The organism is Belnapia arida (assembly GCF_016773205.1).
Lineage (GTDB): Bacteria > Pseudomonadota > Alphaproteobacteria > Acetobacterales > Acetobacteraceae > Belnapia > Belnapia arida.
The window spans coordinates 16,361-29,926 of record NZ_JAETWB010000039.1; the positions used below are offsets into that span (position 1 = coordinate 16,361).

The 13,566-nt window shown below is 67.2% G+C and carries 17 protein-coding genes; 5 read left to right on the plus strand and 12 right to left on the minus strand.

Annotated elements, in window-relative coordinates; translation table 11 throughout:
* Positions 1-105 precede the first annotated feature (105 nt).
* From JMJ56_RS28255 to JMJ56_RS28285, 7 genes are all read right to left on the minus strand, one after another.
* Positions 106-1,233: a carboxylate-amine ligase gene (locus tag JMJ56_RS28255; RefSeq protein ID WP_202835094.1), complete on the minus strand. Its 1,128-nt coding sequence runs from the start codon at positions 1,231-1,233 to the stop codon at positions 106-108.
* 81 nt (positions 1,234-1,314) lie between these two features.
* Positions 1,315-1,653, minus strand: coding sequence for a hypothetical protein (locus JMJ56_RS28260; RefSeq protein WP_202835095.1), 339 nt, complete (start codon positions 1,651-1,653; stop codon positions 1,315-1,317).
* Between the two features lie 7 nt (positions 1,654-1,660).
* Positions 1,661-2,245, minus strand: coding sequence for a DUF1989 domain-containing protein (locus JMJ56_RS28265; RefSeq protein WP_202835096.1), 585 nt, complete (start codon positions 2,243-2,245; stop codon positions 1,661-1,663).
* Positions 2,246-2,306: 61 nt separating this feature from the next.
* Positions 2,307-2,531, minus strand: coding sequence for a hypothetical protein (locus tag JMJ56_RS28270; RefSeq protein ID WP_202835097.1), 225 nt, complete (start codon positions 2,529-2,531; stop codon positions 2,307-2,309).
* A 686-nt stretch (positions 2,532-3,217) separates the two neighbouring features.
* Positions 3,218-4,300: a fatty acid desaturase family protein gene (locus JMJ56_RS28275; RefSeq protein ID WP_202835098.1), complete on the minus strand. Its 1,083-nt coding sequence runs from the start codon at positions 4,298-4,300 to the stop codon at positions 3,218-3,220.
* A gap of 150 nt (positions 4,301-4,450) precedes the next feature.
* The gene (locus tag JMJ56_RS28280; protein WP_202835099.1) at positions 4,451-5,356 is read right to left on the minus strand and encodes a YsnF/AvaK domain-containing protein; all 906 of its coding nucleotides are present in this window, start codon (positions 5,354-5,356) and stop codon (positions 4,451-4,453) included.
* A gap of 21 nt (positions 5,357-5,377) precedes the next feature.
* Positions 5,378-5,665 (minus strand): DUF2382 domain-containing protein, encoded by a 288-nt coding sequence (locus tag JMJ56_RS28285; RefSeq protein ID WP_268885140.1) that lies wholly within the window; start codon positions 5,663-5,665, stop codon positions 5,378-5,380.
* Between the two features lie 354 nt (positions 5,666-6,019).
* Here JMJ56_RS28285 and JMJ56_RS28290 point away from each other — a divergent pair, with 354 nt between their 5' ends.
* From JMJ56_RS28290 to JMJ56_RS28300, 3 genes are all read left to right on the plus strand, one after another.
* Entirely contained in the window at positions 6,020-6,934 is a 915-nt protein-coding gene (locus JMJ56_RS28290; RefSeq protein WP_202835101.1) for a hypothetical protein, read from the plus strand.
* 85 nt (positions 6,935-7,019) lie between these two features.
* Positions 7,020-7,223, plus strand: a complete 204-nt coding sequence (locus JMJ56_RS28295) for a hypothetical protein (protein ID WP_202835102.1) — start codon at positions 7,020-7,022, stop codon at positions 7,221-7,223.
* A gap of 74 nt (positions 7,224-7,297) precedes the next feature.
* Positions 7,298-8,236 (plus strand): LysR family transcriptional regulator, encoded by a 939-nt coding sequence (locus tag JMJ56_RS28300; protein ID WP_202835103.1) that lies wholly within the window; start codon positions 7,298-7,300, stop codon positions 8,234-8,236.
* Here JMJ56_RS28300 and JMJ56_RS28305 read toward each other — a convergent pair.
* The 3 genes from JMJ56_RS28305 to JMJ56_RS28315 all read right to left on the minus strand — a co-directional run bounded on the left by JMJ56_RS28305 (position 8,233) and on the right by JMJ56_RS28315 (position 12,209).
* A complete protein-coding gene (locus JMJ56_RS28305; protein ID WP_202835104.1) occupies positions 8,233-8,688 on the minus strand; it encodes an OsmC family protein in 456 nt (151 codons plus the stop codon). The genes JMJ56_RS28300 and JMJ56_RS28305 overlap by 4 nt on opposite strands.
* Positions 8,689-8,946: 258 nt before the next feature.
* Complete coding sequence (locus JMJ56_RS28310; RefSeq protein ID WP_236038726.1) at positions 8,947-10,668, minus strand: ATP-binding protein; 1,722 nt, start codon at positions 10,666-10,668, stop codon at positions 8,947-8,949.
* Positions 10,665-12,209 carry an ATPase domain-containing protein gene (locus tag JMJ56_RS28315; RefSeq protein WP_202835106.1) on the minus strand — a complete coding sequence of 515 codons (1,545 nt, stop codon included), beginning with the start codon at positions 12,207-12,209 and terminating at the stop codon, positions 10,665-10,667. Before JMJ56_RS28315 ends, JMJ56_RS28310 begins: the two co-directional genes overlap by 4 nt.
* A 114-nt stretch (positions 12,210-12,323) precedes the next feature.
* Between JMJ56_RS28315 and JMJ56_RS28320 the strand changes: the two genes are divergently transcribed.
* Positions 12,324-12,476, plus strand: a complete 153-nt coding sequence (locus JMJ56_RS28320) for a hypothetical protein (protein WP_202835107.1) — start codon at positions 12,324-12,326, stop codon at positions 12,474-12,476.
* Here JMJ56_RS28320 and JMJ56_RS28325 read toward each other — a convergent pair.
* Complete coding sequence (locus tag JMJ56_RS28325) at positions 12,445-12,906, minus strand: hypothetical protein (RefSeq protein ID WP_202835108.1); 462 nt, start codon at positions 12,904-12,906, stop codon at positions 12,445-12,447. The two genes, JMJ56_RS28320 and JMJ56_RS28325, sit on opposite strands and share 32 nt — an antisense overlap.
* 84 nt (positions 12,907-12,990) lie before the next feature.
* Entirely contained in the window at positions 12,991-13,125 is a 135-nt protein-coding gene (locus tag JMJ56_RS35080) for a hypothetical protein (RefSeq protein ID WP_268885135.1), read from the minus strand.
* Positions 13,126-13,332: 207 nt separating this feature from the next.
* On the opposite strand from JMJ56_RS35080, the gene JMJ56_RS28330 reads away from it, so the two are divergent.
* Positions 13,333-13,566: Ntn hydrolase family protein (locus JMJ56_RS28330; RefSeq protein ID WP_202835109.1), on the plus strand; the 234-nt coding region annotated here is incomplete at its 3' end.

Sequence of the window (13,566 nt, forward strand, 5' to 3'; positions counted from 1 at the left end):
ACCTGCTCAGGGCGGCGCCGCAAGGATGCAACAGAACCTGCGCGCATGCTCGACTCGCGGTGAGGTGGCATCTCGGGCGTGCGGCCTCCAAGCGCAAAGTGCGGCTTACCCGTGCCCTGAGGCAGTGGTATCGGCAAGCAAATCAACCACTCGCTGGAGTGCCTGGCGCTCGCTTGCCCCACGCTCCCGCGCCTCAGCGAATACCTTCGCCTGCAGGTCGGAGCTGGTGCCGTTGGCCGCGATTACGCGGACGGCCTCCACCTCGTTTCTACAACCTAGCGCGTCTGCGTCTTCCCCTACCAGCGCCAGCAGCCTATCCAGGTGCACTGCGAATGGTATTGCCCCTCCCGAGAATGGATCGATCATGGCCGCGCGTACGCCGTCACGTTGAGCCCGCCATAGATTCTCCGCCGCAAACGCTCGCGAAGCACCAGTCTGCCCCCGGTTGAACTCTGATTTGCGGTCAACCAAGCGCACGAGACAGCGAAACAACGCGGCGATGGCAATGGTATCGCCCAAGCGGGTGCAGGCGTCGGCCACCCGCAGTTCCAGCGTCGGGTACTTCAGCGATGGCCGCAGCGTCCACCACAGAAAGCTTGCGTCTGCGATCGCCCCGGATCGGACCATAATGTCAACGTAACGGGCATAGTCGGCATCGTCCTCGAACAGGTCCGGTAGGCCCGTGCGTGGCATCTCACCGAATACCGACAGCCGGTATCCGGACAACCCGGTGGCTCGCCCCTGCCAGAACGGCGAGGAGGTTGATAATGCCAGTAGTGTTGGGGTGAAGGGCAGCAGGCGGTTCATCAGGTCGATGCGCGCCTCCGGGCGGGGCACCTCGACGTGGACGTGCATACCGCAGACTACGTTGCGCCGACCTAGAATCTGCAGGTCACGTATCAGCCCTTCGTAGCGCTTAGCCTCGGTGTGGGTCTGACGCGACCAACGAGCTAGCGGGTGTGTGCCGCAGGCCAGCACCAGAATGCCGTGCTCGTGTCCAACCTCCGCCAAGCCTGTGCGCAGCCCGGCCAGTATCCGGCGTGTTTCGGTGAAGTTGGTTGACGGCGGAGAGGCCACCTCGACTTGGCTCTGCAGCAGTTCGCGCTCGACCGCAGGTAGTCGAGTGCTGACAGCGGCGTGGAAGGCCTTCACCGCTCGCCGAGGGGTGCCGCGGGTGGCAGCGTCGGCAAGGAAGTACTCCTCCTCAATCCCGAAGCGGTAGCTAGGATTCATGGTCGTTCTCGATTCGAAAGAGAAGAGTAGCGGCGGGGGCGGTATCAATGGCCGAAGAGAGCGCCACGGCGTCCCGCAGACCTAAGCTGGAGTGTCAAACCACCTCATCGATGCGATGTTGTTCGCGTTGGCGAGTTCTGCTTCCCATGGGAGCTCAAGAACAGCAAGCGCGGCCTTCCCGGCATCCCTGAGGCGAAGCACCGGACGGTGGATTCGGCTGGCGTGGAACAGGCGGGAACGGTGTGCAGCGGTATCCAGCCGGTCGTTTAACTTACTCTGGCTTGGCTGCCGGCAGCAGGGAAAGTGCAGCTTGATGAAGTCGAGCGGGCCACTCTCGCTGTTGAGCAGCTCCGGTCGGTTCCGTCCCTTTACTCCCTTGAACACCACATCGAGCCAGAAATTGCTGACCAGAAAGGCCATGCTAGGTTCAAGTGACCTGCACCCGGATCGGCGTCGGGTTGTAACCGTTGCAGGGATTGTTCACCTGCGGGCAGTTGGAGATCACGGCGAGCACATCCACCTCTGCCCGCAGTGCTACCTCGCAACCTGGTGGAGAGACGCTGTGCGCGATTGCGGCGCTGCCGGTAGTGTCTACTGGCACACGCATAAAGAAATTCACGTTAGGCACAATGTCACGCCGTCCCAGGCCGTGCCGAGCCAGGGCGTGCAGGAAGTTCTCGCGGCAGCCTGGGCAGTCTTCCACCCCATAGAGCATGCGGTTGGACGGCGCGCTGCAGCAGCCGCCAATCGTGTCGTGGCCGCCGAACTGATCCTCGACGATGGTAAAGAGCGGGCGTGCGATGTCGGAGTAGAGAACGTGCCCGGTCGTCAGGAAAATCGTGCCCGCTGCCTTCATCGTGTTGGGGGCGTGGTACCGCTCTGCCGGTTCCGCTGCATTGTAGCAGAGGAAGTCAACAGCCTGACGCCCGTACAGATCGATGATGCGTAGAATGCGACCACGAGGCACGATGCCGCACCAGGGTGCGCCGGCAGGAACTATCTCGTTTAGCATCGGTCATGCTCCCGCCGACCCATAACGCTAACGGCCGATTTCAAACTCCAAGCGGTTTTAGTCATTCCTTACGATCATCCGGTCCAGCCTTACCGTCCGAGTCTTCCTGCACTTGCGCCGCTGCGGCTTCCGTCGCCGCGCGTTCGTCGCCGCCGTAGCCTGCCTTGGGCACCGCATCGCCCGCTTCGCCTGCCGCGCCCGCCTTGTTGGAGGTCGAAGCTCCCTGACCCTTTTCCTCCTTGGTCCAGCCGGGCTCCCCGGTTCCCTTCCGCTTATCATTCGGCATCTTCGGCTCCTTGAATAGATAGAGCGAAAGATTGGGCGCTGAGGGCAGTTCCGATGTGTTGTGCGGCCGGTCACACCGCGGGAGCAAAATCGTAGCTCGCATTATCGGTACCATCGAGGTGCCTGGATCGGATCAGCTGTGCGGCTATGGTCCGGGCGACCTCCTGCAACCAGGGTCCGAGCCGCTCCTAATGGGGCTCCGGAAAGTGCAAGGGCTTGGGGGCAGAGAAGCCGATTTGGTTCGCAGCTTCGACCGGTAGGCGATGGACACGCTGAAAGACGGGTCGGCACCCGGCCGGAACACCTGGTATTTCTAATGCGATAAAGCTTGAGCGTTAAATCGCCCTACCCTCAAGGTCTGGAGAGACTCCGGCATTGCGGAGAGAAAACCCAGCTCCGTTCCGTCTTCGCACCATCAAGGTTGCCGCGAAAACCCTGTCCAAACCTGCGCCTCAGCGCACCGAGCCGGTTAGGGGAGACAGGTTGTGAGGAGACCGACTGGAGCACCGGTGGGAACCGGGGAATGACAGTCTCTGAACGGAGCACCTGACGGCGAAATGCACTCGAACTCGGACCATTGCCTTCGCCTCCAATGGTGGCTTGTGTCGAGGCGTCACCGGTGTGGCGAGAGGAGCCAGGAGCGAACGCTTCCTGGACGAATACAACGGCCGCTGCGATGATCGGACGTTATCCCGCGCTCGGAGCCGAGACGATGCGATCGGCTTCCTCAAGGGTCACCATGCGACCGGTCTCCTCGTCCCACAGCAGGTGGTCGGGTGCCGACAAAGCCTCGCGCAGTGTGACGACCCGCGCGGTGGCGAAGGCCGGATGCGCGTCATGGCAAGCCTCCAGCAGGTAGTTCGGGATCCGCGGTGCGAGGTGGTGTATGTGGTGGAAGCCAAGGCTCGCCGTTAGCCAGCGCAGCACCGTCGGCAGCCGGAGATAGGAACTACCCGCGAGCGAGGCCGACACTCGGTCCCAGGCCGCGTGGCGCGCCCAATGCACGCCTTCGAAGCGATGCTGCACCGAGAAGAGCCAGACGCCGATGATGCTCGCCGGCACCATCACGGCGATCACACTGGCGGCCACCGGCCAGACCCCCAGCATCGTAGACAGCCCGCCGTAGAAGACGGCCAGGGACAGGTTGGTCACGTGCACGCTGCGGTGCTCCCGCCCCCAACCAAGCGGCGCGTCATAGGGCAGGCGATAGAGCACGAGGAACACCAGCGGCGGGAACACCAGGAGCATGAGCAGCCGATGGCGCAGGATGCGGTAGAGCCGCCGCTGCCGGCGTCCCATCGCCCGGTATTCGGCGACGGTCTCGCAGGTGGAGTAGATGTCGGTGCCGCGGTCGCGGCGATCGAGGTCGTTCCAGACCGCGTGGTGCCCCGCATGCTGCCGCCGCCAGTGCCCATAGGGCGTGAAGGTAAACAGCGAACAGAGCCGCCCGACTAGGTCGTTCGCGCGGGCCGTGGGGAACAGCGACCCGTGCCCACAGTCGTGCTGCAGGGCGAAGACGCGCACCGTCAGCCCCGCCGCCGGCAAAGCCAGCACCAGGGCCCACCACCAGCCCAGGGCGAGGCCGGCCTGCATCGCCGCCAGCACTACCAGCAGCGGAAGGAAGGTGCTGACGATCTGCCACGCGGCAGTGTGTGGCACCGCGGTCTGGAAGCGCTGGGTAACGGCTCTCAGCTCCCGCGGGCCGAAGGCGGGGAGCGTGGCTTCCTGTGCTGTGTCCACTGGGAGGGTGGTGCTGGTCGTCTCACGCATGGGGTCGGCTCTCGATCGGGATGAAGTGGTACGGCTGCGCCGAACCGGCGCCATTAGGCCCAGGGGCGGCTCAGGCGCAGGATGGTGGAGAAGGGGCGGCACGCCATGGTACCGCTCCCCTCCTATCCGGCCGCGGCCAACTTTCGACGATCAGCGACGCGGCGCAGGGTCCACACGACCCGGCTTCGACGCCGGCGCCGCCGCGGTCTCCTTGGCATCGGTCGTGCGGGTATCGTCCACCTCGATTTCGGTTCGCCGAACCGTATCGCGCACTGTCTCGACCCGCTCCTCGGTGTCGTTCCGCAGGGTGACTTCCTCGGTGACGCGAGCCTCCTTGGTGATAATGGCTTCCTCGCCCGTCTCGCTCGCCTCGATTATACGCTCACCGAACAGCGCCTCGTCGCCCGCGGTCGGGGCACGATCCATGGGCCGGCGCTCGATGTCGACATGCTCCTTGCGAAGCGTTACCTGCTCCTCGACCGGGCTCTCGACCACGTAGCTGCGCACGCGCACCCGTCCACCTCCGACCGTCCGCTTGCCGACACGGAGTGTCTCCTCGATAAGCTCAATCTTCTCGTCTTCGGTCCCCGATGGCCGGGTCGACACCGGTGCTGCGACGGTCGCCGTCGCGGGTACCGGATGCGGCGCGGCCGCTGCAGCGGTGACCACGGTGCCATCGGCAAGGGTCGCCGCCGCACCGGTGGCCTGCTGGCCGCTCAACTCGCCGTTGCGCCAGGCCTGCTGGCGCTGGTCCAAGTCGACCGCGCCATGTTCCTCCAGGATGTCCATGGCCTGCTCGGCGCTGCGCTGCCCGGCCCGTGCGGTCAGCAGGAAGCCGCCACGGCGGACTGCCTCGGCATAGGTGCCGCGGTCCTGGTCGGACATGAACAGATTTTTGAGGGATGTGAGGAAGCCGCCCTCCTTCGCCGCGCCCCCCTCCTGCGCAATCACGGTGATGTCGGACCGCGCGAGCCCGGCCTCCGTCATCAGCCGCTCGGCCGCGGTGTCGGCGTCGCCGCGCATGTCGTAGAGGGCAGTCAGGGTCGTCTGGGTCATGCTGGGTCTCCGGTGCCGTCCTCAGGACGGGCTTGAGCCTCGCGGCTGTTCTTTCGGATCGGCGGCGGAGAGGCGTTCCACATGCGCCACCTGGCGGCGCAGCGGGACGGTCTTCTCGACCGTTTCAGTCGTGGCGGTGCAGCGGACCCGGGGCGCCTCCTTGAGGACAAGCTGGCGCTCCACCACAAGGATCTCCTCCAGCACGGGCACGACAAGGACCGCTCCGTTCACCTCTTCCCGCACCGCCGGGACTGTTGCGACCCCTTGGCCCAGGGTGACGCGCTCGACTTCCATGCGCTCACCGCACAGCGTCTCTTGACCAGCGTATCCTCGGTGGCCGTCGGGAGATGGACGCGGATGCGCCCGCTCTCGACGAGCCGCCGGGCGACGGCCAGGCGCGCCTTGATGAACGGGATCACCACTTCTGTATCGGTCTTAGCGTCGTCCACCACACTGGAACATCTCCGGTTCAGGCATGGCACCTGTGGTTCGGCCGGAAGGTCAGGGGGCTTTCCAATTCGGCATCTGATCCTAAAGGTGGTGAGCGGCTGGTCCCTCAGGCAGGCGGCAAAGCCGGTTAGTCCCTATGCAGAAATGCAGCGCCCCGCCCATGATCCGGGCGGCGTTGGGTCAGCGACGAAACCACTCCAAGAGGCGCCCCCAATGGTATCCGACACAACCGGCACAGTCCGGGCCACCGCCGTCCTGCCTGAAGGTGGGCCCGCCCTGCCGTCCCGCATCTCCTGGGGCGCCGTCATCGCCGGCAGCCTCATCGCTGCGGTGATCGCGGCCATGCTCAACATTCTCGGCGCCGCGATCGGCGCCACCACGGTGGACGCCGTTGCCCAGGCCACGCCGGGCGCGGCCCGGATGGGCATCGGCGCCGCGATCTGGCTCGTGATCGCCAACACCCTCGCCCTTGCCGTGGGCGGCTACACCGCGGCGCGGCTGTCCGGAACGGCCGACGACACGGACGGCATCCTGCACGGCCTCGCGGTCTGGGCTGTCGCCTTCCTGGTCTCCGCAGTAATGATTGGCAACATGCTCGCGGGCCTAGCCTCCACGGCCAGCAGCGCCGTCGGCAGCGTGGCCGGGGGCGCCTCCTCGGCGGTGTCCGGAGTAGCCAGCCAAGTGGCGCCGGATGCCTCGCCAACGGCCCTGCTCAATCGTGCGCAGGACACGCTCCGCGGCACCGGCGGCGATCCGCGGGCGATGAACACCCAGCAGCGCAGCGCGGAGATCACCTCCCTGCTTGGGCGTCGCATCGCGCGCGGCGCTTTCGCCGGTGAGGAGCGTGCCCGGCTGGACACCTTGGTTGCGGCCGAGTTCGGCATCCCGCCGGAGGAAGCTTCGCGGCGTGTCCAGGCCATGGAGACCGAGGCGCAGCGCACCGCGACGGAAGCGGCCACCCGCGCTCGCCAGGCCGCCGATGCGACGGCGCGCGCCACCTCGATCGGGGCCTTCGGCACCGTCGCGGCGCTGCTGCTCGGGGCGATCGCGGCGGTGCTCGGCGCCCGCCGCGGCACCCGTGACCGGATTGCCCTCCTGACGCCGGGCTTGGTCCGGCGCCCGGCCTGACCTCCTGCGCGGCCGCGGCCTCCTTCGCGGGGCCACGGCCGGTGCCGCCCTGTACGTCCCCGAACCCGAGCGAGGAGAGTGACCGATGAACCCCGATGACAAGGACGCGGCCCTGGTTGCGCGGCTGGCTCCCCGGCTGCGCGCCCTGCACGAGGCGAGTGGCGGCGACTGGACGGGCACCCTGCGGGACGCCCTGGCCTTGATGCGGAAGACCCACCGGGTCGAGCCGCGTGACGGCCTAGATGCCGACCATCCCGACACCTCTGACACCCCGCGCGAAGACGACTGAGTCGGGCGGCCGAACCTGGGTATGCCTCCACCCGTTGCTTCCCTGTCCTGCCGATGCCAGGCAGGCAGAAATGCGTGGGCGAACCGTTGCTGGACTGGGATGATCTCCGCTTCTTCCTGGCCATTGTCCGCACCGGCAGCCTATCCGCTGCCGCAAGGGAGCTGCACGTCACCCAGTCCACCGTCGGCCGCCGCCTCGCCTCACTCGAAGGCGGCCTGGGCGTCCGGCTGCTCCACCGCACGCCGGACGGCTATGTTCCGACGCTGGCGGGCGAGGCGATCCTCGGCCAGGCGGAACGCGTCGAGGCGGAGGCGCTCGCGGTGGAGCGGACGGTCGGTGGCCACGACGCCCTGTTGAAAGGGGTGGTGCGGGTGACGACGGTCGAGACGCTCGCCAGCCACGTCCTTGCACCTGCCTTCTGTGCGCTGCAGTTCGGCAATCCGGAGATCGGCATCGAGCTGCTGGCCAATGTCCGGCACATGAGCCTTGCCATGCGGGAGGCGGACATCGCGGTACGCCTTACGCGCTTCGAACAGCATGACCTCATCGCGCGGCGGATCGGCACCATGGCGCATGGGCTCTACGCCAGCCCAGCCTATCTGGAACGCCATGGCGCACCGGACTTCGCGGCCGGCTGCCCAGGCCACCGGCTGGTCGCCGGATTGGACGGGTCCGAGGTGCCGCAGCTCGCCAACTGGCTCGCCGAGGTCGCCCCCCGTGCCACCGTGGCGCTGCGGACCGACAGCCCGGAGGCGCAACTACAGGCCGCGCTCTGCGGCCAGGGCATGGTGTGCCTGCCCCGGCTGCGAGGCGACGCACTGGCGAACGGGCTGCGGCGCCTGCAGCCGCCGGTGGACCAGACCGTGGTTGAGATCTGGCTCGCGGTGCACAAGGACAACCGCAGGATCCCGCGAATCAGGTTGGTCCTGGATGCGGTAGCCGCAGCCATGCAGGACCGTGCGGCCGAGCTGGATCCGTCCGAGAGGGTCAAACCCGCCGGGCCGCTGGCCTAGACGCCTGTTCCTGCCGCCAGAGCGACGCTGAGCTGCGTTCCGTCATGCAGTGTATTGGCGACCGGCGAGCGCAAGGTCGCCCGCATGATCAACGCCGCCAGCGCTTCCCGCGGAGCATCGGCCGCAATATGAATGGCGACGCGCACAGCCTCGAGGCCGAGCGGCGGCGGTGCACCGGAATCCAACGGTGCCCTGGCCATGTCGGCCTCCACCTCCAGCTCCAGGCTCGACAGGGTGACGCCACGTGTCACCGCCATTGCCCGGATGCCGATGGCGAGATCGGAGCCGAGCGCGGCAAGCAGGATCTCCAACGGATGCGGCGCCGGGTCGGGGTCGGAAATGCCGCTCGGCTCATCCACGATCAGCACCGGCAGATCGCGGATATGCGTGAGTTGGCGGAAGCGGCTGGCTGCCACGGTGCGGCAGCGGAGCGTATGCAACGGGCTCACCATGGCACGCCCGGCTGCATGACACCAGCCAAACGCGCAGCCGCGAGAGTACCGTCAGGTCTTCGGGCCAAGCTGTACAACGCCGATATCCTTCTGCCGTGGAGCGGCCCGGTGACGAAGGGCGACGCAGTTACCGAGATGGCATGTCTCAAGGCCGGCAACAGGGCGTAAAGGCGCGGATCCACTATGCGCGGATGGTGACCGCGACGGTACCGCTTACCGGCCGCCGCCCTGGTGCCCGCCATTCCTACTGCGGAGCCTTCATGCCGCAGACATCATCGCATCGGCCCGGTCCGCCAGTTCATCCGGCATGACCGGCTTATGGACCAATCCGAACGGGCCATCGCTCGCAGCCTGGTCGAGGAGCATCGACGTCGCATCGCCGACATGCCCGGTGATCAACAGCGCCGCGAGGCCCGGATGCCGGGTACGCGCCGCGCGGATGAGGGTCAGCCCGTCCTGTCCCGGCATGGCCAGATCGGTGATCAGAAGGTCGACCGGCTCCCCGGCATCAAGCCGGGCCAAGGCCGCGGCGGCATCCACGGCCTGGATGACGACATGACCACGCTCGGCGATTCCGGCGGCCAGCACTGTCCGCACCTGCGGCTCGTCATCTACCAGCAGCACGCAGCGCCGTTGTGTCCTCCCCGGCGCGGCGACGACGCTCGCAGCGGGCGGTGCGGTGGGGGGCTCCACAGCCTTGCCGGCCTGCGGCAACCACAGCGTGACAATGGTACCGCGCTCCAGGGCGCTGTCGATGTGCATCGCCCCGCCGCTTTGTTCGGCGAAGCCCCTCGCCATGGAGAGCCCGAGCCCAGTGCCCTTGCCGCGGGGCTTAGTGGTGAAGAAGGGCTCGGTGGCGCGGGCCAGCGTCCCGGCGTCCATCCCCGGCCCATCATCGGCAACCGCGAGCCGCAGGTAGCTGCCCGGCGCCAGACCGGACGGATGCGGCTCACCCGATGCCACTTCCTCCGCGACCGCCGAGAAGGTCACGGCGCCTGCCTGTGGGGCAATGGCATCACGCGCATTGACTGCGAGGTTGACCAGCACGGTCTCGAGCTGCCCGCGGTCGGCCAACACAGGCGGAAGATCGCTCCCGGCCTCCACATGCACCGTAACCGCACCGCCCAGGGTATGGGCCAGCACCTCCTGCAGCCCGGCGAACATGTGGTGCGCGTCGACAGGTTCCACCTGCAATTTGCCGCGGCGTGCGAGGGCAAGCAGGCGCCGCGCAACTCCTGCACCGCGCAGCGCGGCATCGACCACCATGCCCGCGAGGCGGGTCACGGCTGCGGGGTCGTCGGGCCGGCGCACGATCATGCGGGCGCCCCCGAGGACAGCCTGGAGCACGTTGTTGACGTCATGCGCGACGCCGCCCGCCAACTGGCCCAGCACCTCCATCTTCTGCGCCTGGATCAGCATGGCCTCGGCCCGCTCGCGTTCCCGGGCCTCGGCCCGCAGCTCCGCCGTCCGCGCCGCCACGCGCTCCTCCAGCGATGCGTTCAAAGCCGCGATCTGCGCCGCTGTCCGCTCGTATTCGGCCAGCAGGGTCCGCGCCTGGTACTGCCGCCCGCGGGCGCGCAAGGCAGCACGCACCGCGCTGGATAGGACCGCCGCGCCTAATGGCCGCTCCAGCAGCACGGCATTGCCGAGGCCGTCGAGCCAGGCCAGCCCCTGCGCGCCGCGCGAGGCGCCGAACCGTGGTGCGGCCAACAGAATAAAGGGAAAATCGGACCAGGAGGGCTGCGCCGCCACCCAGCGCTGTAGCGGCAAGACATCCCGGCGCGCCAGCCCCTCCTCGGTGAGCAGGGCGGCGCCGGCGCCTTCGGTGATGGCACCGGTCAGGTCATCGAGGTTGGCGCAGATGCGCGATGGCACGCCGGCCTTGCCCAGGATGTCGGCCGCGAGGGCCGCGTCTCGGCCATGTGGTGCCAACAGGAGGACCCGGGTTTCCGTCGTCGCCTCCATACCGCCGGGGCTCAACCGCTTTCGGGTGCCGCTTCCGGCCTCGCCGTCCGGATCTGAAGCAAGCCTTCGGCCATGCCGCGGTAGACCGGCGCTCCGGTCAGAACGCCATCAAACTCGCGCAGGACATCGCCGATTGCCAAACCTGTCGGGCCCAGATTGAACTCCCGGATCGTCCGCTCATGTGCCGTCGTCCGGGTTTTCACCACTGAGAGTCCCCTGCGTACCTCGCCAGCCGTCTCGAAGAAGCGCATCAGCACCAAGGCATCGCTCAGGTAACTGAGGTCCACGTCCCCACGCAGGTCACCGACTAAACCGTGCTGCCCAAGAATGAGTAACGTCACCACTCCGCGCTGGTTCAGGTAGCCGAGCAATTCGTGCATTTGCAACAGCAGGTGGCGCTCATCAGGCATGGCGTGGAGATAGGCGTTGAGGCTGTCGATCGCGATGACCCGGGCCCCTTCGCTCTCGACGGCATGGCGGATGACGTGGGCGCACTCGCCGGGGGAGAGCTCGGCCGGGTCGATCTGGCGCACCCGCAACCGCCCCGCCTCCAGATGCGGGGCGAGGTCCATGCCGAGCGCTGCGGAACGCGCCAGGAAAGTGACCATTCCCTCATCGAACAGGAAAAACGAAACCGGGTCGCCCCGATCCAGCGCCGCGAGCGCGCAGCTGGTGGCGGTGGAGGTCTTTCCCACGCCGGTCGGCCCCATGATGAGCGTGTTGGTGCCCGGCATCAGGCCGCCGCCGAGCAAGGCATCCAGTCCGGGGACACCGGAGCGCACGGGTGCCGGGGCAAAGCTGTCGTGGTGCTCCGCGGCGACGAGGCGCGGATAGACCGCGAGACCACCCGTTTCGATGGAGAAGTCGTGTTGACCGCTGCGGAAGCGGACACCGCGCATCTTCACCACCTGCAGGTGACGCCGCACCGGCCCGTAGCCGGCCGCGCGCTGCTCCAGCGCGACAACGCCATGGGCGATGCTGTGCAATTGCAGGTCACGCGGCTCGGCCGTCCGGTCGTCGAGCAGGAGGACGGTGCAGCGATTGCCAGTGAAGTGGTGCTTCAAGGCAAGAACCTGACGACGGTAGCGCAACGGGGTCTGCGCCAGCAGGCGCAACTCCGACAGGCTGTCGATGACGAGCCGTGCCGGCTTGCCCTGCTCGACCCGCGCCAGGATCCGGCCGGTGGTTTCCCCAAGTTCGAATTCGGACGGGGGCAGCAGCGTCTGCTCCATCTCGGGGTCGAGGCCGCTCTCGGGCACCATTTCCACAATTGAGAGGTCGTCGAGTGACCAGCCATGGGTGGCCGCCGAGGCACGCAGCTCGTCCGCGGTCTCGGAGAGCGTGATGTACATGCCCTGCTCCCCCCGGCGTTGACCTTCCAGCAGGAACTGGAGTGCAAGCGTCGTCTTACCGGTTCCAGGAGTGCCCTCGACCAGGTAGAGGCGGTCGCGGGTCAGGCCGCCAGCGAGTATGTCGTCGAGACCGGGAATGCCGGTCGACGCCTGAGGGTGGCCGGCGCCTCCGCCGGGAGACGTTGCCCCGGATGTGTCGGCCATGCGTCGAACTCCTGATCCACGGGCGATTTCCGCGTCGGCCGCGCGTCACCCTATTGGACGTTCACGGAATGGTCCAACTTGCCGCACAAGTTTCGCCTTTCATGACAGTCCATCTTGACCAACGGAGGTGGGCGGGGCGGCGCAAGCAGCCCGGCGGTGCTGATCGGCAGCGGCTCCGGCCGCTCCACCGGCGTGGTGCGGACTACCAGGATGTCGGCCAGCGCGCACGCCTCGATCACCGCCCGCAGCGGCGGGTTGCTGGCATAGCCGCCGTCCCAGTAAGCCTCGCCCTCGATCTCAACCGAGGAAAGAGTTGCGGCAGGCAGGCGAAGGCGAGCAACTCCTCCGCCGTTACTTCCGCATCACGGAACAGCTGCGCCTCCCCGGTGCGCATGCGGGTAGCCGCGACGACCAGCATGGGTGCGCCTGGGCGGCCGAAGGCGAAGGGGTCGAACAGGCCGTCGAGCACACCCGAAAGCGGATGCAACCCGAGCGGATTGATCTGGTTCGGCGAGAGGCCGCGGGCGGAACTGCGCATCGCATCGACCAGCGGCACCATCATGCCGGAGAAGAGGAACAGCCAGCGCGCAGCGTCGATGTCGGGCGAGTTCGAGGCGATGGCGACACGCCGCCAAAAAATCTCCAATAACCGTTTGGCCGCGGCTCGGCCACCGGTGGCCAGGCCCTGGACAAGCATGCCCGCGCTCATCGCGCCGGCGCTCGCACTGCTTGCGACCGCTATCCGCAGGTCGGGAAGATCGAGCAACCGGTCCAGCACGCTTCAGGCGAAGGCGCCGAGGGAACTGCCGCCCTGCAAGGCAAGCGTCACCGAAAGCCCACCCTCCTGCGTGCCGGGCGTGACCGCGAGAGGCGTAAGGGACGAAACGCACATAAAAGTCTTATCGTCGAGCGGCATGTGCGACGCTCCTTCGACGCTAAGATGGTGGACAAGGAAAGGCGCCCAGAAAAATGCTGCAGTGCAGCATAAATGGGGGTTGGGTTAGACGATCGCGAGCCATGCTTGGCCACATCGCTGCTTCGCCGGTCCGCCTCGGCCGCGGGACGACGCAACCGCCGCGGCGCGCACGTCCTCTCGCCATTGCACTTGCGAAGGATACCGGCCGTGACCATCATTGTATCCGTGAAGATCAACGACGGTGTTGTTATGGCGGCCGACAGCGCCGGCACCATGAGCAGCGGGCAGATCTACGCCCACGCCAATAAGATCACGAACCTGTGCGAGGGATTGCCCATCGGGGCCATGTCCACAGGGGCAGGCAGTATCGGTAATGAATCCGTCGAGACCTTGCTGAAAGATCTGCGGCGGCGCTTCGCCGGGCGGGATCCGGCGCATCTC